Source organism: Streptosporangium sp. NBC_01639, assembly GCF_045209755.1.
Classification (GTDB): Bacteria; Actinomycetota; Actinomycetes; order Streptosporangiales; family Streptosporangiaceae; genus Streptosporangium.
Genome location: NZ_CP109272.1, coordinates 2,302,942 through 2,329,299, shown reverse-complemented (window position 1 = coordinate 2,329,299; position 26,358 = coordinate 2,302,942). Strand labels below are relative to the sequence as shown.

The following is a 26,358-nucleotide window of genomic DNA, read 5'->3' as shown; positions in this document are numbered from 1 at the left end:
CGCGACATCACACGGCCCCTAGGCCCGCAGGCGCAGCCCCCGAGGAGTCGGGTGGAACCCGGCGTCCTCCAGAGCGGCGCCCAGCGGAGAGTCGTTGATGGCGGCGCCGTCCGCCCGCTCCACGGTCAGTTTGCCGAGGGCGCCGTCGCGGACGGCCAGGGCCAGCGCGTCCACGGCGGGCCTGAGACGGTCGTCGTCGGTGAAGGACAGCAGGGTCTTGCCGCCGCGTTCGACGTAGAGCACCAGGTGCCCGTCCACGAGCACCACCAGAGAGCCCGCCTTCCGGCCCGGCTTGTGGGACACCTCGCCGGGATGGGCGGGCCAGGACAGGGCCGCACCGTACGGGTTGGCAGGATCGGCCGCCGCCAGCACCACCGCTCGCCGGCCGTCTCCGTCCGGTTTCCGGGTGCTCCACGGGTCGGATGCGCCGCCGCCCGGTGGCGTGGCGGTGGCGCGCATCCGGTCGACGGCTCCGGGGAGGGCGAACTGGGCGCCGCCCAGCCCCTCGACGAAATAGCCCCGGCGGCACCGGCCGCTCTCCTCGAAGGCGCGGAGCACCTGGTAGATCGCGGCGAACCCACCGGGTAGCCGCTCGGCGGTCACCGCGCCCCGCGTCACCACACCGTGCCGCTCCAGCAGCACCTCGGCCTGGGCGTGCGCCCGCTGGGTCGGGTCGCCGGCCGCCTGCGGCAGCAGCCACCAGCGTCCGCCCACGGTCGGCGGCCCGCTCCGGGTGGGCAGCACCGGCCGCCGCCTGCGCGTCGTGGCCGGCCGGTGGGCGGGCCGGCCGGTGCCGAGCGTGGCCCGCAGCGGTGCGAGCGTGTCACCGGTGACCCGCCCGGCCCACGCCAGGTCCCACACGGCGGCGGCCAGCATCGCGTCATCCGGGACCGATCCGGCCAGCAGGGCGCCGGCCCGGCCCGCCACCTCCCGGAAGAACAGTGCTCCGCCACCGCCGAGCACCTCCACGACCGCCTCGTGGAGCGGGGTGAGGGTGATCTCCAGCGGCTCGGGCATCAGCACGGGGGCGGTGTCGGCGAAGTACAGGGCCACCCAGCCGTCCCCGCCCGGCAGGGACCCCTGCCCCGCCCAGACGACCTCACCGGAGGACGTCAGCTCGTCCAGCAGCGACGGGTCGTATCCGGGCACCCTCGAGGGCAGGATCAGCGTCTCCAGCGCGGAGGCGGGCACCGCCGCCCCCTGGAGCTGCTCGATCGCGCCGACCAGCGCGTCGATGGGCGGCCTGCCCCGTTGCGGGCTGCCGGTGATGCCGTGCCAGGCGGGGGCGAAGGCGGCCAGGGTCTCGGGGGTGACCGGCTCCACCTCCTTGCGGAGCCGGGCCAGGGATCTGCGGCGCAGCATCCGCAACACCCCGGCGTCGCACCACTCCTCTCCCCGACCACCCGGCCTGAACTCCCCGTTCACCACCCGGCCGGAGGCGGCCAGGCGGCGCAGCGCGTCGGTGACGACCGCCGGGCCGAGACCGAACCTGGCGGCGGCCGTGTCGGCCGGGAACGGGGTGCGGGTGCGGGCGTGCCGGGCGACCAGATCGCCCAGCGGGTCGTCCACCGGCTCCAGGAAGGCGTGTGGCACCCCCACCGGCAGCGGCACGCCGAGCGCGTCGCGCAACCGAGCGGCGTCCTCGATCGCCGCCCACTGCTCCTGTCCGGCCACCCGTACCCGGATCGCCCGCCGGGCGCCCTCCAAGTCGGCCAGCCAGGTGGGGTCGCCCTCGCGCAGGCTCACGTCGGTCGCGAGGAGGGGACCGTGCGAGCGGAGCAGGTCGGCCAGGTCCTCGGCGTCACGGAGCGGCCGGTCCAGCCGGGCCAGTTCGCGCTCGGTGTCGGCGATCACATCGGGGTCGAGCAGCTCGCGCAGGTCCGCCTGGCCCAGCAGTTCGGCCAGCAGGCTCGTGTCGAGCGCGAGTGCCTGGGCGCGGCGCTCGGCCAGCGGGGCGTCCCCCTCGTACATGAACGCGCCGACATAGTTGAACAGCAGCGACGCCGCGAACGGAGACGCCTGGGAGGTCTCGACCTCGACCAGCCGCACCCGCCGCGCCGAGATGTCCCGCATGAGCTGGACCAGCCCAGGAACGTCGAACACGTCCTGCAGGCACTCACGCATCGTCTCCAGCACCACCGGGAACGAACCGTAGCGGCCGGCCACGTTCAGCAGGTGCGAGGCCCGCTGACGCTGCTGCCAGAGCGGGGTGCGCCTGCCGGGCGTGCGGCGCGGTAGCAGCAGGGACCGTCCCGCGCACTCCCGGAACCTCGCCGCGAACAGCGCCGACCCGCCGAGCTCCTCGGTGACGATCTGCTCGATCTCCTCCGCGTCGAAGGTCGCCACGTCCGACGGGGGACCGGAGAGGGTGTCGGGGATGCGCAGCACGATCCCGTCGTCGGAGTGGACGGCCTGGACGTCGACGCCGTAGCGCTCCCGCAGCCGCCGCCCGATCGCCAGGGCCCACGGCGCGTGCACCCGCGCCCCGTACGGTGAGTGCACCACGACCCGCCAGTCGCCCAACTCGTCGTGGAACCGTTCGACCACCAGCGTCCGGTCGTCCGGCACGTATCCGGTGGCCTCCCGCTGCTCGGCCAGGTAGGAGAGCAGGTTGGCCGCGGCGAACTCGTCGAGTCCGGCCGCTCTGATCCGCTCCAGCGCCCCCCCGCGCGCCGAACCTCCCGGCCCGGCCCCGGTGCCGGCGCCCGCGGCCGACATCTCGCGGAGGAACGCGCCGATCGCCCTGCCCAGCTCCGCCGGCCGCCCCGCGTTGTCACCGTGCCAGAACGGCAGCTTGCCCGGCTGACCGGGCGCGGGGGAGACCAGCACCCGGTCGGCCGTGATGTCCTCGATCCGCCAGGAGGTCGCGCCCAGCACGAACACGTCCCCGACCCGGGACTCGTAGACCATCTCCTCGTCCAGCTCGCCGACCCGGGAGGACTTCTCTCCGACCAGGAAGACGCCGAAGAGCCCTCGGTCGGGGATCGTGCCGCCGTTGGTGACGGCCAGCCGCTGGGCCCCGGGCCGGCCCCGCAGGGTGCCGGTGACCCGGTCCCACACGATGCGCGGGCGCAGCTCGGCGAACTCCTCACTCGGGTAACGCCCCGCGAGCATGTCGAGCGTCGCCTCCAGCGCGCTGCGGGGCAGCGTCCGGTAGGGGGCGGCCCGCCGCAGGAGGGTCTCCAGCTCGTCGACCGTCCACTCGTCGAGCGCGGTCATCGCCACGATCTGCTGGGCGAGCACGTCGAGGGGGTTGCGGGGATAGCGGAGCTCCTCGATCTCCCCGCTTCTCATCCGCTCGGCCACCACGGTCGTCTGGACCAGGTCCCCCCGGTACTTCGGGAAGATCACACCCCGTGAGACGGCCCCCACCTGGTGCCCGGCCCGGCCGATCCGCTGCAGGCCGCTGGCCACGCTCGGCGGCGACTCCACGCAGGCGACCAGGTCCACCGAGCCCATGTCGATGCCGAGCTCCAGGCTGGAGGTCGCGACCACCGCCGGCAGCCGCCCCGACTTGAGCGCCTCCTCGATCTGGGAGCGCTCCTCCTTCGACACCGACCCGTGGTGCGCCCGCACGATCTCCGGAATCGCCCCCTTGGCGGCTCCGGCCTGGGCCATCATCGCCGCGGGCGTGGACAGGGAGGCGGGCGGCGCGGCCGGGCCGACGGGCGGCGTGGGGAACCCCTCCGCCCAGTGCGCGGGCTCCTGCGCCGGCGCGCCGTCGGTCCTGCGCTCCCATGCCAGCTCGTTGAGACGGGTGCACAGCCGCTCGGCCAGCCGCCGGGAGTTGGCGAAGACGATCGTCGAGCTGTGCTCTCCGATCAAGTCGAACAGCCGCTCCTCCACATGCGGCCAGATGGTCCGCCGGGCTGGTGGCTCGACCAGCCACTGGTCGTCGTCATCGGGCCGAGGCGGTCGCGGGGCGCCGTCGAGCTCGGTCATGTCCTCGATCGGGACGACCACCTCGATCTCGATCTCCTTCTCGGAGGGCGGCTGGACCACCGTCGCGGGGCGGGAGCCGCCGAGGAAGGCGGCCACCTCGCTCACCGGCCGGACGGTCGCCGACAGGCCGATGCGCTGTGCGGGCTCGGGGAGCAGGGCGTCGAGCCGCTCCAGGCTGAGGGCCAGGTGCGCACCGCGCTTGGTGGCGGCCACCGCGTGCACCTCGTCGACGATCACCGTCTGCACTCCCCGCAGCGCCTCGCGGGCCTGGCTGGTCAGCAGCAGGAACAGTGACTCCGGGGTGGTGATGAGGATGTCCGCCGGCCTGGCCGCGAAACGGCGCCGCTCCTGTGCCGGGGTGTCGCCCGAGCGGATCGCCACCGAGATCTCCGGCACCACGAGTCCGAGCCGCCGCGCGGTCTGCCGCATTCCCGCCAGCGGGGCCCGGAGGTTGCGCTCGACGTCCACCGCCAAAGCCTTGAGCGGGGACACGTAGAGCACCCGGCACAGACCGGCGGGCCCGTCGTCCTCGGCACGGGAGCGGTCTCGCGTGCGGGTGCCGCCCGCGCCGCCGGACGGCGCCGAGGGCCGTCGGTCCGGTATGGGCCCGCCGCCCGCCGACCCTTCGTCCGGCTTCCCGCCCGGCTCCCCGGCCGCATGCTCGGTGGCCAGGCGGTCGAGCGACCACAGGAAGGCGGCCAGCGTCTTGCCGGAGCCGGTGGGCGCGACCACCAGCGTGTTGTCCCCCCGGGCGATCGACGTCCACGCCCCCTCCTGGGCGGCGGTGGGGGAGGCGAAGGCACCGGCGAACCAGTCCCTGGTCACGGGGCTGAAGTGGTCGAGCGCTGATCCGGTCACGGCTCCATAGTGCATCGCCCCACCGACAGAACCGGTCATCGTCGAAAACGCCCCACGGCTGGAACCGGTTGTCTCCATCCGGCCCTGCCGCCGGAGGCGGGCGCGAGGGGGACGCCGTATGGCATGCCCAAAGATCTACGTTGCTCGTCGCTCCCCGGGGAACCGGACCGGAGAAGATCATGGACGTTCACGCGGCCCGGCCGCCCCGCGGTCCCTCCGCTCTCACCCCGGCCGCCGGTCGGAACGGCTGCTCGCCGGTCGGCTCGGTTCCGTCGCACCGGGCGACCGGGAGGGGAGACCGCCACCGGGTCCGCGTTCCCGGACCCCGGTACGTCCATGGAGACCGTGAAGAAGATCCCCCCACCGCGGCGTGACGGCCGGGGAAGGTTCGCGGCGGCCCGTCGCGGAGATAGAGATCGGACAAGCATCCGACGCATCGGGCAGTGAGCCAGCGAGGTGACCCAGCGGTGAGCATCGACCATCCGGCGATGGAGACGGCACGCGAGAGAATCAGGGCGGAGCGCCTGCGAGAACACCGGCCGCCGAGCAGCGCGCGGGGCCTGCACCACTTCGCACTGATCTCCTCCGACGTCGAGACGACGATCGCGTTCTACCAGGACCTCCTGGAGTTCCCGTTGACGGAGATTTTCGAAAACCGCGACCAGCGGGGATCAAGCCACTTCTTCTTCGACATCGGCGGCGGCAACCTGCTGGCCTTCTTCGACTTCCCCGGGCTCGACCTCGGTCCGTACAGAGAGGTGCTCGGCGGTCTGCACCACATCGCCGTCTCCGTCGATCCGTCGACCTGGGAGCGGTTACGGGGCAAGCTGGAGGCCGCGGGCGTGGCGCACCAGATCGAGAGCGGCGCCTCGATCCACTTCAGGGACCCCGACGGAGCCCGTCTGGAGCTGCTCGCCGACCCGCTCGGCGAGATGTACGGCTCCCGCGTCCTCTGACACAGACGGGTCCGCACGTCCTCATGTCCTCCGTCTCCCGGGTGCGGATCGCCGCGCCGCGCGCCCCTGCCCGGTCACGAGCATGCCGGGGAGGGGCCACACTTGGGGGATGCGCCTGTCGGAGTTCTGGAACCGGATGAAACTGCACTTCGGCGATCCGTACGCGGAGTCGTGGGCCCGCGACTACAACATCGCCGAGCTTGGCGGCCGGACCGTGAACCAGGCGCTGGCCGACGGCATCGCCGCGAAGGACGTCTGGCGGGCCGTGTGCGGAGTGTCCGACGTCCCCGCCCGGCTGCGCTGAAACACGGAGGCGCCGGAGGACCGGGTGCGCGACACCGCCAGGCCCGGGCGCCGGAGGGGGCGGTGTGCGGGGGCGCTCGGACGGTGGCGGAGCCGACGGAGATGTCCCGGGCCAGGCGGCCCTCGGCGGCTTGCTCGGCCTGATCGCGGTCGGCGGCATCTGCCAGGTTCCGTCGGCCGACCAGCGGCGGTGCCGCCTATAGGGTGCCGCCTATAGAGCGTGATCCACGGGCCGAACCGCTCGGACAGATCACGCCAGGGCAGTCCGGTCCGGGCCCGGTGCGACACGCCGTCGATCGTCGGGCGACGGTCATTCCACCGCCCGCCCCGACGGCCACCCTCGGGTAGCAGCGGCTCCAGCCGCTCCCCCTCCGCGCTTGTCGAGTCACCACGACCCACGTACCAATCGTGACAACATCACCACGATCAGTCAGCAGATCTTAAGAACCAGCTCTGGCCGTCAATTCCAACGCCCACAGACATGATCAATCGGGGTTGACCGTGGACGCCTCGCTGCGGCTCTCTGGGACGGCAGTGCCGGCGGTGTTGGCCTGGAGAAACGAGGTGAGAGCGGCGGCGACCTCGGCGGGCCGTTCGGCGTGGGGCAGGTGGCCCGTACCGTCGAAGACACGGAGCTTGGCATGGGGCAGGGCGGTGCGTAGGCGCTCGGGCTCAGGCATCGGAGTGACACGGTCCCTGCGCCCCCAGAGTACGAGCGTGGGAACGCCCCGGTCGTCGTTGCGCCGGTAGAGGGTGCCGGCGTCGTGGACGGGCATCCGGCGCACGGAGGAGAGCACGGCCCGCTGAAATCCGGGCGCGGTGGCGTAGGGACGGAACCGCGAGCGCAACGCCTGGACGATATCGGGCCGGTCGGAGTAATCGGGCAGGCGGGACAGCAGGACGGCGGTGCCGGCGACCGCGAGCAGCGCGTCGCCGAGCACCGGACGCTGCATCAGCCGCACGGCCGGGGACATGCGGACGCCGAAGCCGTCCGGCGCGACGTAGGTCAGACTCGCCACCCGTTCGGGACGGCGGTCGGTGAAGCGGGCGGTGACGAGGGCTCCGAACGCGAGCGCGACCAGGTGCACGGGCCCGGTCGGCTGGACATGGTCGAGCAACTCGGTGAGCTGGCGGTCGAAGGCGTCGGCGTCGTAGGAGATGCGCGGTGCGGCCGAGGCGCCCCGGCCGATCAGGTCGTAGCGCAGTACGCGGTGGCCGTTGGCGGCGACGGTGTCGGCAAGTCCGTCCCAGACGAACATCGGCAGGGTGGCGCCGGGCACGAAGACGACGAGGGGCGCGTCGGCCGGCCCGTCGAGTCGGTAGTGGGTACGGCCGGCGGGCAGATCGAGGAACTGGTCGGTCAGGTCAGGCACCGTCGGGGCTTCCTTCGTTGAGGAGGTGGCGGGTGGCAGAAGAGGACTGGGCGATGGTGTCGTGGGCGAGGCCGCGCATGATTCGCCGCCAACCCTCGATCGCGGCCGGGCCGGCGGCACCGAAGACGGCGGACAGATGGGCGAGCTGGGGGCCGGTGGCGGCGCGTTCGAGCGCCTGCCCCTCGGCGGTGGCCGACAGCGACCGCTCGCGCCCGCTGCGTGCGGAGACGTCGCCCGTGACCAGGCCGCGGCGCCGCAGGTCCGACAGCGGCCGGTGCAGCGCCTGGCGGGAGATGCCGAGCGCCGCGGCCAACTCGCCGACGCTGATGCCGGCACTGCGGGCCACGACGTACAGCACCCGGTGATGCACCCGGCTGAGCCCGTGCTCGGCGAGTACGGTGTCGGCGTCATCGACGAAGGAACGCCAGCCAAGGAAGAACAGTGCAACATCACGCTCGTCTACGAACACATCAACAATGTTGACGCATTCCAGCGGAGCTGGGCAAGTGGGCCCTCCACTCGGATCGGCGTCACCGGGGATGAGGTGGCTGTGAGTGATCGGCTCCCATCATCCGATGGGAATCCGGATCGCATCGTGGCTGTTCATCGGCCCCGTGAGAAGACCGACCCGGACGACCGCGGAGCGCCATGGCTTCGCATCCTGATCGAGGCTGCTGTCGGAAGACTTTGACCTGGCCTTTCTCGCTACCTTGCCCTTGCCGGCGCCGACCCGGGTGGAGGACCACTCTGGCAGCCCCGGTGATCTGGCTCCGCGCGTGATCCAGGAAACGGCTCTCAGCCGTCAGACGCGTTCCGAGGGGTGCCGTCCAGCAGCTTTCCGAGCAGGTCGGCCACGTGGACCGGCTCCTCGGCACGCCCCTGGCCGCCCGGCGACCACAGAAAAAGCCAGCCGTCCGCAGCCGGGCCGGCGAAGACGATCGTCTGTCTCCCGCTGCGCGGATGCCATACCCACAGCACCGGAGCGCCGGTTCCGAGCATGCGGCTCGCCAGCCCCCGGGCGGCCAGTTCGGTGGCCAGGGACTCAAGGTGGGCCAGGCGTTGCCGGGCGAACTCGGCGGTCACATCGGGCACATCGGGCACCTCGGGATCCGTTTTCCTTCAGCATCGCCCCAGGTCAGCTCATTGACAACACGACACATGGAATGCCCGGGAATGTCTCCTCCAAGATGGGGTCCACCGTCCTCCGTGGCCTGCGGCGTCCGGGAAACACGTGACGGAGTCGAGCCACGATCGAACAGTCGTTCGGCTATATTGGTCACGCCGTCACTCGTGGCGTGCTCTCCAGAAAATGTCGGTGGCACCCCGTAGCTTTCTGGCAACCGATTCAACCCGCGACCCTTCAGGGGGCTCCCATGGCTGCTAACGACCGCGAGAAGGCGCTTGAGACCGCGCTGGCTCAGATCGAGCGCCAGTTCGGCAAGGGCTCTGTCATGCGCCTCGGTGACGAGACCCGTGCGCCCATCGAAGTGATCCCGACCAGTTCCATCGCGCTCGACGTGGCCCTGGGCATCGGCGGATTCCCGCGTGGCCGCATCATCGAGGTCTACGGTCCCGAGTCCTCGGGTAAGACCACCGTCGCCCTGCACGCGGTGGCCAACGCCCAGAAGGCCGGCGGCATCGCGGCGTTCATCGACGCCGAGCACGCCCTCGACCCGGACTACGCCAAGAAGCTGGGCGTCGACACCGACGCACTGCTCGTCTCCCAGCCCGACACCGGTGAGCAGGCGCTGGAGATCGCCGACATGCTGATCCGGTCGGGCGCCGTCGACATCCTGGTCATCGACTCGGTCGCGGCCCTGGTGCCCAAGGCCGAGATCGAGGGCGAGATGGGCGACAGCCACGTCGGCCTCCAGGCCCGCCTGATGTCCCAGGCACTGCGCAAGGTGGCCGGTGCGCTCAACAACACCGGCACCACCGCGATCTTCATCAACCAGCTCCGCGAGAAGATCGGCGTCATGTTCGGCTCACCCGAGACCACGACCGGTGGAAAGGCGCTGAAGTTCTACGCCTCGGTCCGTCTCGACATCCGTCGTATCGAGACGCTGAAGGACGGCACCGAGGCGGTCGGCAACCGCACCAGGGTGAAGGTCGTCAAGAACAAGATGGCCCCGCCCTTCCGGGTGGCCGAATTCGACATCCTCTACGGCGTCGGCATCTCCCGTGAGGGCGGCCTGATCGACATGGGTGTCGAGCACGGCTTCGTCCGCAAGTCCGGCGCCTGGTACACCTACGAGGGCGACCAGCTCGGGCAGGGTAAGGAGAACGCCCGCAACTTCATGAAGAGCCACCCCGACACGGCCAACGAGATCGAGAAGAAGATCAAGGAGAAGCTCGGCATCGGCCCGCGCCTCGACAGCCCGGCCACTCCGCCGCCCGCGGCTCCGGTTCCCGCCACGTCCGGTCGCGGTTCCAAGGCGGCCACTCCCAAGCCGGGTGACGTCTGAGCCGGTTGACCGATGACAACGGGACCTGACTCCGGTCCGGCCGACGCGGCCGGACCGAGGGACTGGGGAGCCTGGCCGGATGTGCCGGAGGCCGGTCGCTCCGGGGCGGGCAGACGGGGAGGCGGCCGGTCCCGGCGCTCACGCCGGGATCAGCCTGACGCGTGGGGTGGCTCCGAGGCCGAAGACGACCGCGGTCCCACCCCATCGGACGACTCCGGGCACGAGCCTGGCGACCGCTCCGACACGGAGTCCCGAGGCCGGGGTAGGCGGGAGTCCCGCCGTGGTGGGAAGCGGTCCCAGAGCTCCAGGCCGGGGATTCTGCCCGACGGGCCGGTCGACGGTTCTCCAGCGAGCCAGGGACCGCCGGCGGATCCGCGTGCCGTAGCACGGGCGATCTGCCTGCGGCTGCTGACCATGGCACCGCGCACCCGTGCCCAACTCGCCGAGGCGCTGCGCAAGCGCGAGGTGCCCGACGAGGCGGCCGAGGCCGTGCTGGAGCGGTTCTCCGAGGTCGGGCTCATCGATGACGAGGCGTTTGCCGCGGCGTGGGTGAGTTCGCGCCATGCCGGGCGAGGCCTTGCCCGCAGGGCGCTCGCCTCGGAGCTACGTCACCGCGGGGTGGATGAGGAGACCGTCAAGGAGGCGATGGAGCAGCTCGACCCCGAGCAGGAGGTGGAGACGGCTCGCAGGCTCGTGGCGCGCAAGCTCCCGTCGACTCGCGGACTGGATACGGCGGTCAGGACACGGAGGCTGGCCGGCATGCTCGCCCGAAAGGGATACGGCCCCGGTCTCGCCTTCCGTGTGGTCCGTGAGGCGCTTGAGAGTGAAGAGGCGGAAAATCCCGCATTTTCGGCGGAGTTGGATTATCCGCCTGACGAGTAAGAAACACATCGGGACGGTGCGGGCCGCCAGGTGAGTGGCATCCTACTCAGGTAGTCGGATGCCGGTGCGCCTGGATGGGATCAAGGGAGCGACGATTCACCATGCTCCACCCGCAACGGTGAGTGAAGAAAATCCAACCTTCATGTTTAGCCGATCCCCCATGCTCCTTTGCTTGCCCGTTACCTCTTTGAGGCCTAATCTCGACGGCAGTGAGGAGTTACTCCGCGCAGTGCGGATTGTCATAACGGAGAATTGCGGACGAGCAAGCTTGACGGATGCGGGCAGCCGGAGCGCTGGCGGGATCAGCCGGTGCGGTGGCAGGCCTGAGTTCATATCTGTCCTGGTGGAGCCAGCGCTTGGACATTCCGTGCCGTGCGTGTGACCCCTCGCGTGCTGATATCTGCGACGCGAGGAGAGCGGAGCGCGCATGGATCCGGTTGTGGTCGTCATACTGGCGGGAGCGGTTGCGGTTCTTGCCGTGGTGATGACAGCCGCGCTGATCGTGTTGCTGCGTCGCACCGGTGGACTGAGCGGGAAGAGCGGCCCTTCTCCCGAGCAGGAGGCGGAGATCCAGGCCGTGCTGGAGGCGGCCGGGCACGAAGCCGCCGAGATCCGGGCAAAGGCCCAGAACGACGCGGAAGAAGTTCTACGCAGAGCCGAAGCCGCCGTAGAGGCGGCCACCGGGCTGCGTAAGGAGGCCGAGGCCGAAAACCGGGTGCTGAAGCATGAGCTCAAGGAATTCCGGTCCGACCTGGAGCGCAGGGAGAGCCGGCTGGCCGAGCGAGAACAGCGCCTCGACGAGGAGGCCGGGCGGCAGGCCGACCGGGCGCGAAAGCTCGCCGAGACGGAGATCCAGCTCGCAGACCGTCGCGAGGATCTCGAACGGGTCGCCCAGGAACGCAGGGCCATCCTGGAGCGGGTGGCCGGGCTCACCGGTGAACAGGCCAGGGCCGAGCTGGTCCGGGAGATCGAGAACCAGGCCAAGCGAGAAGCAGCGCTGATCGTCAGGGAGATCGAGACCGACGCCCGCAAGGAGGGCGAGAAGCGGGCCACCAAGATTGTCACGCTGGCCGTCCAGCGCGTGGCCACCGAGCAGACCGCCGAATCCGTCGTCAGTGTCCTGCACCTGCCCGGCGATGAGATGAAGGGGCGCATCATCGGCCGCGAGGGCCGTAACATCCGCGCCTTCGAGTCGACCACCGGGGTGAACCTGATCATCGATGACACGCCGGAGGCGGTGCTGCTGTCGTGCTTCGACCCGGTCCGTCGCGAGACCGCCCGGCTGACGCTGGAGAAGCTCGTCCTCGACGGCCGTATCCACCCCCAGCGCATCGAGGAGGCGCACGAGCGCAGCAAGGCCGAGGTCCAGGAGCTCTGCGTGCGCGCCGGTGAGGACGCGCTGATGGAGCTCGGCATCACCGAGATGCACCCAGAGCTGATCACCCTGCTCGGGCAGCTCCGCTACCGCACCTCCTATGGTCAGAACGTGCTCGGTCATCTCGTGGAGTCCGCCCATATCGCGGGGATCATGGCGGCCGAGCTGCGGCTCGACTCGACGCTGCTCAAGCGCTGTACGGTCCTGCACGACATCGGCAAGGCGCTCACGCACGAGGTCGAGGGCAGCCACGCGCTCATCGGTGCCGAGATCGCCAGACGGTACGGCGAGCACGAGGACGTCGTCCATGCGATCGAGGCCCACCACAACGAGGTCGAGGTCAAGACCGTCGAGGCCGTCCTCACCCAGGCCGCCGACGCCATCAGCGGTGGTCGTCCGGGTGCCCGTCGCGAGTCGCTGGAGGCCTACGTCAAACGGCTGGAGCGCCTGGAGGAGATCGCAACCTCCTATGACGGCGTTGACAAGGTCTTCGCCATGCAGGCGGGCCGGGAGATCCGGGTCATGGTGAAGCCCGACTCGGTCGACGACATCCAGGCCCAGGTGATCGCCCGTGATGTCGCCAAGCAGGTCGAGGAGGAGCTGACCTATCCCGGCCAGGTCCGTATCACGGTCGTCCGCGAGTCCAGGGCCACCGAGTTCGCGCGCTGATCCGCCTCGGAGAGCCGTGTGCGTCCCGCTGGGCGGCGTATCGGCCCCTTTGAGGAGTCCCGGTCTTCTGTGGTCGGCAGAAGGCCGTTCAGTGCCGGAAGTCTCGGGCCTCTGAGGTCGGGAGGCGACCGATCAGCGCCGGAAGTCCCCGTCCTCCGTAGTCGGCAGAAGGCCGATCAGTGCCGGAAGTCTCGGGCCTCTGAGGTTGGGAGGAGTTCGATCAGTGCCGGAAGCTCCGGTCCTTAGAGGTCGGGAGGAGGTCGGTCAGCGCCGGAAGATCTGCTGGTAGAAGGCGAGTTCGGTGGCCAGCGCCGCGCTGCGCGTCTCGGCACGGCGGAAACCGTGGGCCTCGCCTTCGAAGGTGAGGTAGGTGCACGGGACGCCGCGCTCGGCCAGAGCGTCGGCGAAGGCCTGCGATTGGACGGCGGGGACCACCGGGTCGGACAGGCCCTGCAGGAGCAGCATCGGGCAGGTCACCCCGGCGACCTGTCCGAGGGGTTCGCGTGAGCCGTAGAGTGCCGGGTCGGCGGGACCCACCAGCCACTCGACGTAGCGGGACTCGAAGTCGTGGGTCGTCGCGACGAACGGGGCCAGCGTGCTCACGCCGTAGTAGGAGACCCCGCCGGCGAACGCGCCGGACACACAGCAGGCCGCCATCACCGTCCAGCCACCCGCGCTGCCGCCCCGGATCGCGATCCGTTCCGGGTCCGCCAGGCCCTCCTCGGCCAGCCACTCGGCTGCGGCGACCGTGTCCTCCACATCCATCACGCCCCACTGGCCGCGCAGCCGGTCGCGGTAGGCGCGGCCGTAGCCGGTGGAGCCGCCGTAGTTGACGTCGAGCACGCCGATGCCCCGGCTGGTGAAGAACGCCTTCTCCAGATCGAGTGCGCCGGTGCTGTGCCCGGTGGGGCCACCGTGGACGAACACGACGTACGGTGCGGGGCCGTCGCCCCGGGCCCTGGGATTGGACGGCGGGTAGAGGAACGCGTGCACCCGGCGTCCGAACCGGCCCTCGATCTCCACGGCCCGCGTCCGCGGCAGATAGGCCGTGTCGGGCGGCGTTTCGACGTCGCGGCGGAGCGCCTGCGTCTGCCCGGTCACGGTGTCCACCCGGACGATCGACCGGGGCACCGCGGTGCCGTACCCGATCCCGGCCAGCATGTGCCCGTCCGAGGCGAGCACCGTGTCCCAGCCGTCGTAGGGCGTCTCCAGATCGGCCAGCGTGCCGCTGTCCGGATCGAGGATGCCCAGCCGCAGGTCTCCCCGGCCGTGCAGGACCGCGATCCGCCCGTCGGCCAGCACCTGGTACGGCGAGGCGCCGAGCTGCCACAGCGGTCCGGCGAACTCCTCCTCCACCGGGTGGAGCGCCTGGAGTGACGTGCCGTTCATCCCGATCCGGTAGAGGTTCCACCAGCCCGACCAGTCGGAGATCAGATAGAGGTGCCGGTTGTCGCGCCACTGCGGGGCGAGCACCGACTCGGCGGGCCCGCCCTTGACCGTCCAGGAGACGCCGTCGGCCAGTCTGGTGATCCGCAGCTCGGTGCCGTTCCACGGCATGCGGGGGTGGTCCCAGCAGACGTGGGCCAGATGCTCGCCGTCGGGGGAGAGGGCGAGGCCGGCGTAGAAGTCGCTCCCGCTCACCCGCTCGCGCGGTGCCTCGCCGCCGTCCAACGGGACGGACACGATCGAACGGCTGATTCCGCCGTCGTGGTGCCGCTCCTGGACGGACCAGACCTGCCCGTCGTGGACGACCATGTCCGCATAGCGGAGCCCGGCCTCCCGCTTGGGTTCCGGCGTGATCGGCCGAGGCCTCCCACCGGGAGGCAACAGGTAGAGCCGTTGGTCGGTGAGGTTGGCGAACACCACGCCGCCCCCGGGGACCACCGCGTAGGACCGTCCGCCGTACTCGTGGACACGGGTCCGGGCGCTCCAGGGCGCGGCCAGCAGCTCCCGGTGCGTTCCGTCGGCATCCCGGTGCACGATCGTGGTCCGCCCGCCCTCCGCGGGACGGTCCTCGGTCCACCACACCTCCTCGCCGAGCACCGTCGGGAATCCCAGGCGCAGCCCGGACCGGGCCACCCCGGTGCTGGAGATCGGAGAAGGCCAGGTGGCGTACGGCAGGACGACCTGCTCGGGGGACATGGCGTAATCCTGCCCGATAACCCGCCGCCTGTCGCCGGTATGGCGCTCATCCCGCGCGACATGCGGGGATTCTGTTTTCCGGAACGCCGGAGGGCGGCCACCGCGACCGGTGACCGCCCTCGACGGAACCTGGACAAGCCCGCCGGAAGCTGGGCTGCCGACGGACAGAGCCCCCTTTTAGTCCACCGCGGAGATGTCGCCCGAACCGGGCGCCACGACCGCCCCGGGCGGGGCGACCGGCTGGGCCGAGGTCTTGCGGCTGCGGCGGCTGCGCCGCTCCAACCAGATGGCGATGACCCCGGTGATCAGATTGATGATGATGTAGACGATCGCGATGACGATCACTGCCGGGATGATGTTGTTGAAGTTGGACGGCAGTACGCGTGCCCCCGCGTTCAACAGGTCCTCGAACGAGACGATGAACCCCAGGGCGGTGTCCTTGAGGAGCACGACGAGCTGCGCGACGATCGCCGGCATCATGGCCGTGACCCCCTGCGGCAGCAGGATCATCCGCATGACCTGGCCCTTGCGCAGCCCGATCGCGAGTGCCGCCTCCGACTGGCCGCGCGGGATGGACAGGATGCCCGCCCGCACGATCTCCGCCAGCACCGACCCGTTGTACAGGACCAGGCCGGTCACCACCGCCATGAACGGGGTCACGGTCAGCCCGAAGACCACGTTCCCGCCGTACATCACCGCGAAGATCATGATGAGCAGCGGGATGGCCCGGAAGAACTCGACCACCGCTCCCGCCGGGACGCGGATCCAGGCGTGGTCGGACAGCCGGCCGATGCCGAAGACGAACCCGAACGGCACCGCGATCAGCGCGGCGACCGCCGCCGCGCTGAGCGTGTTGAACAGGCCGGGCAGGATCAGGTTGATCCACACGTCGCCCCGGAGGAACGGGGTCCACAGGTCGGCGTTGAGCTGGTTCTTCTCATCCAGCTTGGTCACCATCACGTAGACGGCGAGCAGCGCTATGAGCACCACCACCACCGTGAGCACGGTGTTGCGCATCCGGGCGCGGGGACCGGGCGCGTCGTAGAGGACGCTGACCCGATCCGGTACGGACGCGCGTTTGCCTGTCTGCTTCGGCTCCGCGGTCAGCGTGCTCATCGGATCACCGCCAGTCGCTTGGACAGCCAGGTGAACAGCAGTCCGGTGGGCAGAGTCAGGATCAGGAAGCCGACCGCGAACCCGAAGAAGATCGGGACGACCGCGTCACCGTGCGACTCGAAAAGCGTCTTCATTGTCAGGGAGGCCTCACCCACGCCGATGGCGGCGGCGATGGTGGTGTTCTTGATCAGCGCGATCAGGACGCTGCCCAGCGGGGCGATCACCGCGCGGAGCGCCTGGGGCAGCACGATCAGCCGCAGGTTCTGGAAGAAGGTCAGGCCGATGGCGCGGGCCGCCTCGGCCTGGCCGAGCGGCACCGTGTTGATGCCGGCTCGGATCGCCTCGCAGACGAACGCCGCCGTGTAGCTCGACAGGCCGATGATGGACAGCCAGAGATAGTTCGTGGACAGGCTCGTGGAGAACGAGACGTCCAGCACCAGGCCGAGACCCAGCCCGCAGAACACGATCACCAGCGTCAACGGGGTGTTCCGCACGATGTTCACGTACGCCGTGCCGAGTCCGCGCAGCACGGGCAGCGGGCTGACGCGCATCCCGGCGAGGATCGTCCCGAGGACCAGCGCCAGCAGCCCGCTGGCGAGCGTGAGCCGTATCGTCAGCCAGAAGGCGCCCAGGATGACCGGGAATTCGTCGAAGAGTGCCTGCACTCATCCCTCCAATAGCCGTCGGCCGGAGCGTTCGCACGCCCCGGCCGATTCGTGGCCGATCAGTAACGCTCGACGGCCGGCGGGGTGGTGAAGAACTTTCCGAACTCGCCGAAGTTGGCGTCGACGGCCTTCTTCCAGCTGCCGTCCTTGAACATCTTCTCCACGGCCGCGTTGAGCTTCTCGCGGGTGTCCTTGTCGTCCAGCTTCACGCCGATGCCGTACTTCTCCTCGGAGAAGGGCTTGCCGACGAGGCGGAACTTGCCGGGCGACTGGGTGGCGAACCCGGCCAGGATCGTCGCGTCGGTGGAGATCGCGTCGACCTGCTTGTTCTCCAGCAGGGGCAGGCAGGCGCCGTAGCCCTGCTGCTCGGTGAGGTACTGGCCCTTCCAGGCCTCGCCGAACTTGTCGACCAGACGCTTGGGCGAGGACGACCCCTGGGCGCCGCAGACCTTCTTGGCCTTCAGGTCGTCGACACTGTTGATCGTCGTGTCGTCCGCGCGGGTCAGGATGTCCTGGCCGGTGACCAGGTAAGGACCGGCGAATCCGATCTTCTTCTTGCGGTCGTCGGTGATCGAGTAGGTCGCGATCACGATGTTGACCTGGCCCTGCTGGACGAAGGACTCGCGGTTGGCCGAGATGGCCTCCTTGAACTCGACCTTGTCGTCGGTGTAACCGAGCTCCTTGGCGAGATACTTGGCCACGTCGACGTCGAAACCCTTGAACGAACCATCCGGCTGCTTCTGTCCCAGGCCGGGCTGGTCGAACTTGATTCCGACAACGAACTTGTCGCTGTCGCCGCTGCACGCGGTGAGACTCGCGGCCGCGGCCGCCACCGCGATCACTACGGCTCCAATACGACGTACACGCATCCTGCTACCTCTTCATTCTTTAAAGGGGGTGAGCCGTTAGTGCGTAAGGATCTTGGAGAGGAAGTCCTTCGCCCGGTCCGTCCGCGGGGCGGTGAAGAACTCCTCGGGGGTGTTCTCCTCGACGACCTGGCCCTCGGCCATGAACACCACCCGGTTCGCCGCGCGGCGGGCGAATCCCATCTCGTGGGTGACGACCATCATCGTCATGCCCTCCTGGGCGAGACCGATCATGACGTCGAGCACCTCCTGAACCATCTCCGGGTCCAGGGCCGAGGTCGGCTCATCGAACAGGATCATCTTGGGATCCATGGCCAGGGCGCGGGCGATGGCCACACGCTGCTGCTGGCCTCCCGAGAGCTGCGCCGGATACTTCGACGCCTGGGCGCCGATCCCGACCCGTTCGAGCAGCTCCATGCCCCGCCGCTCGGCCTCTGCCTTGGCGATGCCGCGGACCTTGATCGGCCCGAGTGTGACGTTCTCCAGGATCGTCTTGTGCGCGAACAGGTTGAAGGACTGGAACACCATGCCGACCTCGGACCTGAGTCTGGCCAGTGTCTTGCCCTCCGCCGCGAGCGGCTGCCCGTCGAAGGTGATCGTTCCGCTGTCTATCGTCTCCAACCGGTTGATCGTCCGGCACAGGGTCGACTTGCCGCCGCCCGAAGGGCCGATGACGACGAGGACCTCGCCACGGGAGATCGTCAGATTGATGTCGCGCAGGACATGCAGGTTACCGAAGTGCTTGTTGACATCCGCAAGCACGACCAAAGGAGTCGTGTCCCCGTTCTCCGTCATGGTGGACAAGGTAATTCCGCGGAGGGCACCTCAGGCTAACCCTGTGGTACCGATCAGATCACGACCTGCCCGTTTCCGGTAAAATTTGCTTCAAGATCTGTCAGATCTCCGCCAGATACGTCGGATCAAGAGCAAGATCGCATGTTTCGGTGAGTTACGTCACTTTTCCTGCGGCAATGCAGTGAGTGAGCTGCTAGTCGGCTTTCGCGTTACGGCTGCAGGCGAATGCGACCGGAAGTCGATCACCGGCCCGTCCTCGGGAGAACGGCATCCCGATCCGCCGGAAACGGGGTGTGCCCGCTGCCGCGTGCCGGGCGGGCCGGGTCTTCCGGTCCGGCGCCGCGGCGACCGTCGAGAGGATCCCGGCCGCCGCCGTATCCGGAGGACGCGCGGAGCGCCTACCCTTGTCTGTTGAGATGACTGTCACCGTGGAGAGCGCCCGCACGTACGAGGTTCGTACCTACGGGTGCCAGATGAACGTGCACGACTCCGAGCGCCTGTCGGGCCTTCTCGAAGACGCGGGCTACATCCCCGCGCCCGAGGGGGAGACGGCCGACGTGGTCGTGTTCAACACCTGCGCCGTGCGGGAGAACGCCGACAACAAGCTCTACGGCAATCTCGGGCACCTGCGCCCCTCGAAGGTGGGCAACCCCGGCATGCAGATCGCCGTGGGTGGCTGCCTGGCGCAGAAGGACCAAGGGGAGATCGTCCGCAAGGCGCCCTGGGTGGACGTGGTGTTCGGCACCCACAACATCGGCTCGCTGCCGGTGCTGCTGGAGCGGGCACGCGTCCAGCAGGAGGCCCAGGTCGAGATCAAGGAATCCCTGGAGACCTTCCCGAGCACGCTGCCGACCAAGCGGGAGTCCGCCTACGCCGCGTGGGTGTCGGTCTCCGTCGGGTGCAACAACACCTGCACGTTCTGCATCGTGCCGGCGCTGCGCGGCAAGGAGAAGGACCGCCGCCCCGGCGACGTCCTCAACGAGGTGCGGACCCTGGTCGACCAGGGCGTGCTGGAGATCACCCTGCTCGGCCAGAACGTCAACACCTACGGGGTGGAGTTCGGTGACCGGCTCGCCTTCGGCAAGCTGCTGCGGGCCTGCGGCGACATCGACGGGCTGGAGCGGGTCCGCTTCACCAGCCCGCACCCGGCCGCGTTCACCGACGACGTCATCGCGGCCATGGCCGAGACGCCCAATGTGATGCACCAGCTCCACATGCCGCTGCAGTCCGGCTCCGACCGGGTCCTCAAGGCGATGCGCCGCTCCTACCGGGCCGAGCGCTACCTGGGCATCATCGAGCGGGTCCGCGCGGCCATGCCCGACGCGGCCATCTCCACCGACATCATCGTGGGCTTCCCCGGCGAGACCGAGGAGGACTTCCAGGGCACCCTTGACGTGGTGCGCGAGTCGCGGTTCGCCAACGCCTTCACGTTCCAGTACTCCATCCGGCCCGGCACCCCCGCCGCCACCATGGACGACCAGATCCCCAAGGAGGTCGTGCAGGAGCGTTATGAGCGGCTCGTCGCCCTGCAGACCGAGATCTCCTGGGAGGAGAACAAGAAGCAGGTGGGCCGGACGCTCGAGGTGCTGGTCGCCGAGGGGGAGGGCCGTAAGGACGAGGCGACCCGCCGCCTGTCCGGCCGCGCCCCCGACAACCGCCTGGTTCACTTCACGCCGGGTGCCGAGGTCCCGCGCCCTGGTGACGTGGTGAGCGCCGAGGTCACCTATGCGGCGCCGCACCACCTGGTCGCCGACGGTCCCGCGCTGAGGCTCCGCCGCACCCGCGCGGGCGACGCCTGGGAGGCCCGGCAGGGCGCCCCGGCGAGCGCCGGTCCCGGAGTCATGCTCGGCATGCCCTCGATCGGCCGCCCCGCTCCGCTCCCCGAGGCCTCCGGCTGCTCCATCCCCTCCTGAGCTCCGGCACCGGGGGCTGAGCCCCCGGGGGAAGGCCGCACCCCGAGCCGGAGCCCGGATGCGGAGATCCCCGAGGCGGTCACCGTCCCGGGTGTCTCCGCACCACAGCCATCCCGGGCGGTGTGCCGGAAGCGGTTCCGGATGTTTTCGTGCGCCGGATGTGAGCCGCCCCGCCACGCTCCGGGGCGGCGGGGCGTGGCCGGTTCCGCGGTGCCGCCGTTCATCGGAAACCCCGACGGGAGCGGCGATCCCGGCGCCGGAACGGTTCTCGCCGGAGCGGGTGCGTACGGCAGCGCCGCAGATCTCCTAAATGATGATATTTCGTGATTCAGTTGTTGTTGCTGTGCGAGCACTTCCCTGCTGTGACTACTGTGGTTCCGCACCCTCGGAAGCCGTGGAGGTTTCCCCCCGAGAACCGCAGGGAGTTTTTCTCATGCACGTCCCCCCTCAATCTCCGCTCGGTCCCGGAGAGCCAGAGATCCTCACCGGCCCCGGTGACGGGCCGAACCCCCGCCGCAGGAAAAGCAGGAGAAACGGCCCGGCCATAGCCGCTTTCTCCGTCCTCGCCGCCGCCCTGCTGGGCGGAGGCGCCTTCTTCGCCCTCACGAACGACGGTGCGGACGGACCCGGCGCCGCGCAGGTGTCGCAGCCACCGCAGAGCGCCCAGGACCCATCATCGGATCCCGGATCGGGCGAGAGCGCCGAGCAGGCCGGGAAGCAGAAGCCCGACCAGAAGTCGGATGTCGCGTCTGGCCGGCAGAACACCTCCGGCGGAGACACCGGCACCGGAACCGGCACCGGCACGCGCGCCGACGCCAACGCGGGCAAGGCGGCCGAGAAGGACTCGGGCGGTTCGGGCACCGGCAGGCAGACGGCCGACAAGCCGGCCAAGGAGCAGCAGAGCAGTCCGCAGCAGTCGGACGAAGGTCAGGTCGACTCCCGTAGTGACGGCGCCACCGGATACGTCGCTCCTTATGAAGGCGGGAACTGACGATCCCGCACCGGCCGTACCTCTCGGTCCGTGAGGCGCCGGTGCCCATGACCCGGGGCACGTTGATTCCACTCAAGGGTCCGTGAGGCCGTCGGCCGGGGCACGACAGGGACGCGGGGCACAGTGAACTCTCACCGTGCCCCGCGTCGGCAGTACGAGAACGCCGCGAACCTGATCGCGGGCATGCACGGTGAACTCTCACCGCGCCCCGCGTCGCCGTCCGGGCGGTCTCCTCGCCGTGGAACGGCGAGCGGTCTGTGGAGGACGGCCCGCCGGTCTGGATTAGTCTGGCGGGGTGCTTGTCGCCGCGGCCGTGTGCCCGCACCCTCCCCTGTTGGTCCCCGAGCTGGCCGGTGCCGCGGCCGCGGAGCTCGACGGGCTCCGCGCGGCCTGCGCGGCGGCGGTCGGGGCGTTGCGCGACGCCGGTCCCGACGTGCTCCTCGTGGTGGGCGGCGCCGACCAGGACGTCACCTACGGTGCGGACGCCGCCGGAAGCCTGGCGCCCTGGGGCCTCGACGTCCGGACCGGGCGGGGAGAGCCGGTCCTGCCGCTGTCGTTGTCGATCGGCCGCTGGCTGCTCGAAAGGGAACGGCTGACCGCTTCGGCGTTCCACGCGGTCTCCTTCGACGCCGCCCCCGCGGAGTGCGCGGCCCTCGGCGAGCGGCTGGCGGCGGCGGCCGGACGCGTGGCGATGCTCGTCATGGCCGACGGGTCGGCCTGCCTCACCGAGAAGTCACCGGGTTACCTCGACCCCCGCGCGCAGCCGTACAACGCCGCGATCGTCGAGGCGCTCGCCCGGGCCGAGGCTCCGGCGCTCGCGGAGCTCGACGCCGGCGAGGCCGCCGGGCTGTGGGTCGCCGGACGCGCCGCCCTGCAGGTCCTCGGCGGAGCGGCGAGCCCTCTGAACGGAGAGATCCTCTACGACGGCGCCCCCTACGGCGTCGGCTACTTCGTCGCCCGCTGGACGGGATGATCCCGCGCGCCTTCCTGAGATGTCGCCCGGTGCCCGTGGTGGGCTTCGCCGGGGTGAAGGTCCACGCGACAACCGGCTGGGCGTCGGTCGCCGTCAGCCGGTAGGTGGCGGGCTCGGCCGTCGCGCCTGCCCACCGGCCGCGGGCAGCGTCGGAGGCTCAGGACAGGCGGTACGGCGCCTGGCCCCGATCCGCTGACCTCGTACGGTGGTCAGCCGCGCCTGGGGACCGGCACCCGCATCAGGTCCTTGGCCGGCACCACTTCACCGTCGAAGCTGCGACGGACCTCCTCCAGGAACGACGGTTCGTCCGCCGGGCCGTACCTCTCGGAGAAATGCGTCAGCACCAGCCGCCGCACCCCGCACTCGGCGGCGACCCGGCCGCAGTCGAACGCGGTCAGGTGACCGTACTCCTTGGCCAGCGCGGCCTCCGAGGACAGGAAGGTCGATTCGATCACCAGCAGGTCCACGCCCGCGGCCAGGGCGAAAACCCCGTCGCACAGCCGGGTGTCCATGACGAACGCCGCGCTCTGGCCGGGGCGGGGTTCGCTGCACTCCTCCAGCCGGACCGTTGTTCCGTCGGGAGCGGTCACCGTGCCGGTGCGCTGCAGCTCGCCGACCGACGGGCCCCGGATGCCCCGCTCGGCGAGGAGGGAGGGGACCATGCGGCGGCCGTCCGGCTCGTCGAGGCGGTAGCCGTAGGACTCGACGGGGTGGGAGAGCGGTCGTGCGGTGAGGGCCACCGGGCCCGCGTCGAAGGTGGCGACCGGTCCGGAGACGGGACGTTCGACGATCACCGAGGTGTCGGCGAAGGCACTGGCGTGGCGCAGGCGGCGCCAGTAGGTCTCACCGGCGGCGGGGTAGGCCGCCCGGACCTCGTGGGTGACGCCGTCCCTGGCGATGCGCTGGACGATTCCGGGAACACCCAGGCAGTGGTCGCCGTGGAAGTGGGTGACGCAGATCCAGGTGATGTCGTGGGAGCCCACGCCCGCCCGGATCATCTGCCGCTGGGTGCCCTCGCCGGGGTCGAACAGGAAGCCCTGACCGTCCCATCGCAGGAGATATCCGTTGTGGTTACGGTGGCGGGTGGGCACCGCGCTTGAGGTGCCGAGGACGACGAGTTCGCGAAGGGACACAGTCGACATGGTAGGAACCGTGGCGTTCGGGAGCGTCCCGACACCGCTGGGGGACATGACGGTCGCCGTCACGGAGGACGGTGTCGCGGCCGTCGGCTGGAACGCCCGGCCGGAGGGGCTCAGAGCCCGTGTCCTCGCGGGGCACGGGCTGGTCGAGGTGGACGAGCCCGGCCGGACGGCGGTGGCGCTCGGTGAGCTCGCCGAATACTACGCGGGCAGGCTGCGGACCTTCGGTGTTCCGGTGGACTGGAGGCTGACCTCTCCCACGCAGCGCAGGGTGCTCGGCACGCTGTACGAGACGGTGAAGTACGGCCAGGCCGTGACCTACGGCGAGCTGGCCGCGCGGAGCGGGACGGGTGTCCCCGCGCGGGCGATCGGATCGATCATGGGCGCCAACCCCCTCCCCGTCATCGTCCCCTGCCACCGGGTGGTCGCCGGGAACGGCCTGGGCGGGTTCAGCGGGGGAGAGGGCGTGGAGTCCAAGCGGTGGCTGCTGACCATGGAGGGATACCTGCAGCCGACGCTGGACTGGGACTGAGCGCGGCAGCACGGAAACCGCCCGGGCCGGGCCCGGGCGGTCCGCGTCGGATCACACCGGCCTAGCCGGGGTACGGAGGCGTGCCGGTTCCCTCGGGTCGCTGCGGCGGCCGGGTCTCGTCGGTGCCTTCCGGCGGAGTCGTTCCGCCAGGGGCCTGGGACGTGCCGGGCCCGTCGGGCGTCTGGGGTCTGTCGATCTTGCCGTCCAGCGTGTCCGCCTGCTTTCTGGCCATCTCGGCGGCACTGTCGATCTGCTGGTCGTATTTGCCGCCCGTCTTCTCCTTGGCCAGCTGCGCTGCCTTGTCGATGCCCTGGTTGGCGAGTTGCTCGGCTTTGTCGCCGTGCTCGCCGAGCATGCTCTTGACCTTGTCGAATAGCGACATAGGTGGATCCCCCGATCACCATCATGCATTCCGTAGGGGCAAGAAGAACCATCTCCGTCCTTCTTAGGGGCGCGTGTCCGTTTTATAGTCTGCGGAAACAAAAATTCGCCTCAAAAGAGGGTCTCGCCCTGGCGTCCCCGCGTGCTCCGGCCGGCGGGCCGTCCGGTGCGGGAGATCGCCGTTCCCCCGCACCCCCGGGTAGTTGACACACTTGTTCCGTGCGTCAACTACCAGTCATCGCCGTCGTCGGGCCCACGGCGGCCGGAAAGTCCGATCTCGCAGTGGACCTCGCCCTCCGGCTGGGAGGTGAGGTCGTCAACACCGACTCCATGCAGCTCTACCGGGGGATGGACATCGGAACGGCGAAGCTGTCCGTGGCCGAGCGCCGCGGGGTTCCCCATCACCTGCTCGACATCTGGGACGTGACCAGGACAGCGAGCGTGGCCGAATACCAGGCGCTGGTCCGGCCGCTGATCGACGACCTGCGGGCCAGGGAGGTCGTGCCGATCCTGGTGGGCGGCTCCGGGCTCTACGTGCGTGCGGCCCTCGACGACCTGGAGTTTCCCGGCACCGATCCGGAGATCCGTGCCCGGCTGGAGGCGGAGCTTGAGCGTACGGGCCCGGCACCGCTGTACGAACGCCTCCGCGAGTGCGACCCCAGGGCCGCCGAGGTGATCCTGCCCGGCAACGGCCGCAGGATCGTCCGCGCGCTGGAGGTCGTCGAGTTCTCCGGGCGGCCGTTCTCGGCGACGATGCCGTCCTACGACGCGGTCTACGACAGCGTGCAGATCGGTGTGGAGGTGCCGAGGGAGGTTTTGGACGACAGGGTCGCCACACGGGTGGAACGCATGTGGGAGGCCGGACTGGTGGACGAGGTCCGGGAGCTCGCCGCGAGAGGACTCGCCGCAGGCCGTACGGCCAGCCGGGCACTCGGCTACGCCCAGGTGCTGAGGTTCCTCGACGGGGAGTGGACCGAACGGCAGGCGATGGACGAGACGGTCCGCGCGACGCGCCGGTTCGTCCGCCGCCAGGAGTCGTGGTTCCGTCGAGACCCCCGGGTGGTCTGGCTCCCTCAGCAGGCCCCCGACCTCCTCGACCGGGCGCTCGCGAGGGTGCGCCGCTGATCACGACGCCGGGCGAGGGGTCCCGACCGGCGCGGCTAGAGTCGGGATATGCGATTCGTAAAGGGACACGGAACCGAGAACGACTTCATCATTCTGCCCGACCCCGACGGTGAGCTGGACCTGCCCGCCACGCTGGTGGCCGCGGTGTGCGACCGGCGGGTCGGGCTCGGCGCCGACGGAGTGCTGCATGTGATGCGGACGAAGCTCAGCCCGGAGGTGGCCGACCAGGCGGGAGAGGCCGAGTGGTTCATGGACTACCGCAACGCCGACGGCGGCATGGCCGAGATGTGCGGCAACGGGATACGGGTCTTCGCCCGTTACCTGGTCGAGGCGGGGCTGGTCGATGCGGGCGAGTTCGGGGTGGCGACCCGGGGCGGGGTCAAGCGCGTCCGCCTGATGGAGAGCGGCGACGTGAGCGTGGACATGGGACGCCCCAGGATACTGGGCCGCAGCCGTACGGTCGTGGCCGGCCAGGAGTACGAAGGCCTCCGCATCGACATGGGAAACCCGCACCTGGCCTGCGTCATCGGTGACCCGGTGGTCCAGCTCGACCTGGGCTACCAGCCCGTCTTCGACCCCGAGGTGTTCCCCAGCGGGGTGAACATCGAACTGTTCAACCCGGTCGGTCCGCGCCGGGTCGTGATGCGGGTCTTCGAGCGGGGCTCGGGGGAGACGCGGTCCTGCGGCACCGGCGCGGTCGCCTCCGCGGTGGCGGCCGCGGAGCTGGCGGGAGAGACCACCGGCACCTGGGCCGTGGATGTGCTGGGCGGCAGCCTCACCGTCACGCTCGACGAGCGCACCAGCCACCTGGCGGGTCCCGCCGTCCTGGTCGCATCGGGAGAAGTCACCCTCTAACGGCTCGCATGAGCCAAGTCGTTTGGGGCATGCCCGCCGACC

Annotated in this window: 22 protein-coding genes and 1 pseudogene; 11 read left to right on the top strand and 12 right to left on the bottom strand. The window is 70.3% G+C overall.

Features of this window, described 5'->3' with window-relative positions:
* Positions 1-18: 18 nt before the first annotated feature.
* Positions 19-4,815 (bottom strand): ATP-dependent helicase, encoded by a 4,797-nt coding sequence (locus OHA77_RS10410; protein WP_406317701.1) that lies wholly within the window; start codon positions 4,813-4,815, stop codon positions 19-21.
* A 452-nt stretch (positions 4,816-5,267) separates the two neighbouring features.
* Between OHA77_RS10410 and OHA77_RS10405 the strand changes: the two genes are divergently transcribed.
* Positions 5,268-5,756, top strand: coding sequence for a VOC family protein (locus OHA77_RS10405; RefSeq protein ID WP_406317700.1), 489 nt, complete (start codon positions 5,268-5,270; stop codon positions 5,754-5,756).
* A gap of 109 nt (positions 5,757-5,865) precedes the next feature.
* Entirely contained in the window at positions 5,866-6,060 is a 195-nt protein-coding gene (locus OHA77_RS10400; RefSeq protein ID WP_326820835.1) for a DUF3046 domain-containing protein, read from the top strand.
* Between the two features lie 263 nt (positions 6,061-6,323).
* Here OHA77_RS10400 and OHA77_RS10395 read toward each other — a convergent pair.
* From OHA77_RS10395 to OHA77_RS10380, 4 genes and pseudogenes are all read right to left on the bottom strand, one after another.
* Positions 6,324-6,458: pseudogene (locus tag OHA77_RS10395) on the bottom strand (transposase); the annotation flags it as partial.
* An 86-nt stretch (positions 6,459-6,544) separates the two neighbouring features.
* Positions 6,545-7,432 carry an alpha/beta fold hydrolase gene (locus OHA77_RS10390; RefSeq protein WP_406317698.1) on the bottom strand — a complete coding sequence of 296 codons (888 nt, stop codon included), beginning with the start codon at positions 7,430-7,432 and terminating at the stop codon, positions 6,545-6,547.
* On the bottom strand, positions 7,425-7,901 hold the full coding sequence (locus OHA77_RS10385; protein ID WP_406317696.1) for a MarR family winged helix-turn-helix transcriptional regulator: 477 nt from the start codon (positions 7,899-7,901) through the stop codon (positions 7,425-7,427). The genes OHA77_RS10390 and OHA77_RS10385 overlap by 8 nt, the downstream gene beginning before the upstream one ends.
* Before the next feature lie 326 nt (positions 7,902-8,227).
* Entirely contained in the window at positions 8,228-8,524 is a 297-nt protein-coding gene (locus tag OHA77_RS10380) for a hypothetical protein (protein ID WP_326820838.1), read from the bottom strand.
* Positions 8,525-8,805: 281 nt separating this feature from the next.
* On the opposite strand from OHA77_RS10380, the gene recA reads away from it, so the two are divergent.
* The 3 genes from recA (at position 8,806) to rny (ending at position 12,823) form a co-directional block, all read left to right on the top strand.
* The gene (gene recA, locus OHA77_RS10375; RefSeq protein WP_406317695.1) at positions 8,806-9,897 is read left to right on the top strand and encodes a recombinase RecA; all 1,092 of its coding nucleotides are present in this window, start codon (positions 8,806-8,808) and stop codon (positions 9,895-9,897) included.
* A gap of 12 nt (positions 9,898-9,909) precedes the next feature.
* Complete coding sequence (recX, locus tag OHA77_RS10370) at positions 9,910-10,779, top strand: recombination regulator RecX (RefSeq protein ID WP_406317694.1); 870 nt, start codon at positions 9,910-9,912, stop codon at positions 10,777-10,779.
* A gap of 427 nt (positions 10,780-11,206) precedes the next feature.
* Entirely contained in the window at positions 11,207-12,823 is a 1,617-nt protein-coding gene (gene rny, locus OHA77_RS10365) for a ribonuclease Y (protein WP_406317693.1), read from the top strand.
* Positions 12,824-13,087: 264 nt separating this feature from the next.
* Here the strand turns inward: rny and OHA77_RS10360 are convergent, their stop codons facing one another.
* The 5 genes from OHA77_RS10360 to OHA77_RS10340 form a co-directional block, all read right to left on the bottom strand.
* Complete coding sequence (locus OHA77_RS10360; protein WP_406317692.1) at positions 13,088-14,965, bottom strand: prolyl oligopeptidase family serine peptidase; 1,878 nt, start codon at positions 14,963-14,965, stop codon at positions 13,088-13,090.
* A gap of 177 nt (positions 14,966-15,142) precedes the next feature.
* On the bottom strand, positions 15,143-16,081 hold the full coding sequence (locus tag OHA77_RS10355) for an amino acid ABC transporter permease (protein WP_406317691.1): 939 nt from the start codon (positions 16,079-16,081) through the stop codon (positions 15,143-15,145).
* Positions 16,078-16,746, bottom strand: a complete 669-nt coding sequence (locus tag OHA77_RS10350; protein ID WP_326820844.1) for an amino acid ABC transporter permease — start codon at positions 16,744-16,746, stop codon at positions 16,078-16,080. Before OHA77_RS10350 ends, OHA77_RS10355 begins: the two co-directional genes overlap by 4 nt.
* Positions 16,747-16,805: 59 nt before the next feature.
* On the bottom strand, positions 16,806-17,615 hold the full coding sequence (locus tag OHA77_RS10345; protein ID WP_406317690.1) for a glutamate ABC transporter substrate-binding protein: 810 nt from the start codon (positions 17,613-17,615) through the stop codon (positions 16,806-16,808).
* Between the two features lie 36 nt (positions 17,616-17,651).
* On the bottom strand, positions 17,652-18,407 hold the full coding sequence (locus OHA77_RS10340) for an amino acid ABC transporter ATP-binding protein (protein ID WP_326820846.1): 756 nt from the start codon (positions 18,405-18,407) through the stop codon (positions 17,652-17,654).
* Positions 18,408-18,823: 416 nt separating this feature from the next.
* Between OHA77_RS10340 and miaB the strand changes: the two genes are divergently transcribed.
* The 3 genes from miaB to OHA77_RS10325 all read left to right on the top strand — a co-directional run bounded on the left by miaB (position 18,824) and on the right by OHA77_RS10325 (position 22,284).
* Positions 18,824-20,320, top strand: coding sequence for a tRNA (N6-isopentenyl adenosine(37)-C2)-methylthiotransferase MiaB (gene miaB / locus OHA77_RS10335; RefSeq protein WP_406317689.1), 1,497 nt, complete (start codon positions 18,824-18,826; stop codon positions 20,318-20,320).
* 433 nt (positions 20,321-20,753) lie between these two features.
* Positions 20,754-21,311 carry a hypothetical protein gene (locus OHA77_RS10330; protein ID WP_406317687.1) on the top strand — a complete coding sequence of 186 codons (558 nt, stop codon included), beginning with the start codon at positions 20,754-20,756 and terminating at the stop codon, positions 21,309-21,311.
* A gap of 295 nt (positions 21,312-21,606) precedes the next feature.
* Complete coding sequence (locus OHA77_RS10325) at positions 21,607-22,284, top strand: hypothetical protein (protein ID WP_406317686.1); 678 nt, start codon at positions 21,607-21,609, stop codon at positions 22,282-22,284.
* A 209-nt stretch (positions 22,285-22,493) separates the two neighbouring features.
* On the opposite strand, the gene OHA77_RS10320 is transcribed toward OHA77_RS10325, so the two are convergent.
* Positions 22,494-23,417, bottom strand: a complete 924-nt coding sequence (locus OHA77_RS10320; RefSeq protein WP_406319811.1) for a ribonuclease Z — start codon at positions 23,415-23,417, stop codon at positions 22,494-22,496.
* 19 nt (positions 23,418-23,436) lie between these two features.
* On the opposite strand from OHA77_RS10320, the gene OHA77_RS10315 reads away from it, so the two are divergent.
* Positions 23,437-23,955: a methylated-DNA--[protein]-cysteine S-methyltransferase gene (locus tag OHA77_RS10315; RefSeq protein WP_406317685.1), complete on the top strand. Its 519-nt coding sequence runs from the start codon at positions 23,437-23,439 to the stop codon at positions 23,953-23,955.
* A gap of 61 nt (positions 23,956-24,016) precedes the next feature.
* Here OHA77_RS10315 and OHA77_RS10310 read toward each other — a convergent pair whose 3' ends face one another.
* The gene (locus OHA77_RS10310) at positions 24,017-24,337 is read right to left on the bottom strand and encodes an antitoxin (RefSeq protein WP_406317684.1); all 321 of its coding nucleotides are present in this window, start codon (positions 24,335-24,337) and stop codon (positions 24,017-24,019) included.
* A 218-nt stretch (positions 24,338-24,555) separates the two neighbouring features.
* Between OHA77_RS10310 and miaA the strand changes: the two genes are divergently transcribed.
* Positions 24,556-25,461, top strand: a complete 906-nt coding sequence (gene miaA, locus OHA77_RS10305; protein ID WP_326820855.1) for a tRNA (adenosine(37)-N6)-dimethylallyltransferase MiaA — start codon at positions 24,556-24,558, stop codon at positions 25,459-25,461.
* A gap of 48 nt (positions 25,462-25,509) precedes the next feature.
* Complete coding sequence (dapF, locus tag OHA77_RS10300; RefSeq protein ID WP_406317683.1) at positions 25,510-26,316, top strand: diaminopimelate epimerase; 807 nt, start codon at positions 25,510-25,512, stop codon at positions 26,314-26,316.
* Positions 26,317-26,358: the final 42 nt, after the last annotated feature.

Bases quoted from the DNA above. Each gene is read 5' to 3' on its own strand.
- OHA77_RS10410 (WP_406317701.1), bottom strand. From the start codon at position 4,815: ATGCACTATGGAGCCGTGACCGGATCAGCGCTCGACCACTTCAGCCCC.
- recX (WP_406317694.1), top strand. From the start codon at position 9,910: ATGACAACGGGACCTGACTCCGGTCCGGCCGACGCGGCCGGACCGAGG.
- OHA77_RS10355 (WP_406317691.1), bottom strand. From the start codon at position 16,081: ATGAGCACGCTGACCGCGGAGCCGAAGCAGACAGGCAAACGCGCGTCC.
- OHA77_RS10345 (WP_406317690.1), bottom strand. From the start codon at position 17,615: ATGCGTGTACGTCGTATTGGAGCCGTAGTGATCGCGGTGGCGGCCGCG.
- recA (WP_406317695.1), top strand. From the start codon at position 8,806: ATGGCTGCTAACGACCGCGAGAAGGCGCTTGAGACCGCGCTGGCTCAG.
- OHA77_RS10340 (WP_326820846.1), bottom strand. From the start codon at position 18,407: ATGACGGAGAACGGGGACACGACTCCTTTGGTCGTGCTTGCGGATGTC.
- rny (WP_406317693.1), top strand. From the start codon at position 11,207: ATGGATCCGGTTGTGGTCGTCATACTGGCGGGAGCGGTTGCGGTTCTT.
- miaB (WP_406317689.1), top strand. From the start codon at position 18,824: ATGACTGTCACCGTGGAGAGCGCCCGCACGTACGAGGTTCGTACCTAC.
- OHA77_RS10400 (WP_326820835.1), top strand. From the start codon at position 5,866: ATGCGCCTGTCGGAGTTCTGGAACCGGATGAAACTGCACTTCGGCGAT.
- dapF (WP_406317683.1), top strand. From the start codon at position 25,510: ATGCGATTCGTAAAGGGACACGGAACCGAGAACGACTTCATCATTCTG.
- OHA77_RS10310 (WP_406317684.1), bottom strand. From the start codon at position 24,337: ATGTCGCTATTCGACAAGGTCAAGAGCATGCTCGGCGAGCACGGCGAC.
- OHA77_RS10330 (WP_406317687.1), top strand. From the start codon at position 20,754: ATGCACGTCCCCCCTCAATCTCCGCTCGGTCCCGGAGAGCCAGAGATC.
- OHA77_RS10360 (WP_406317692.1), bottom strand. From the start codon at position 14,965: ATGTCCCCCGAGCAGGTCGTCCTGCCGTACGCCACCTGGCCTTCTCCG.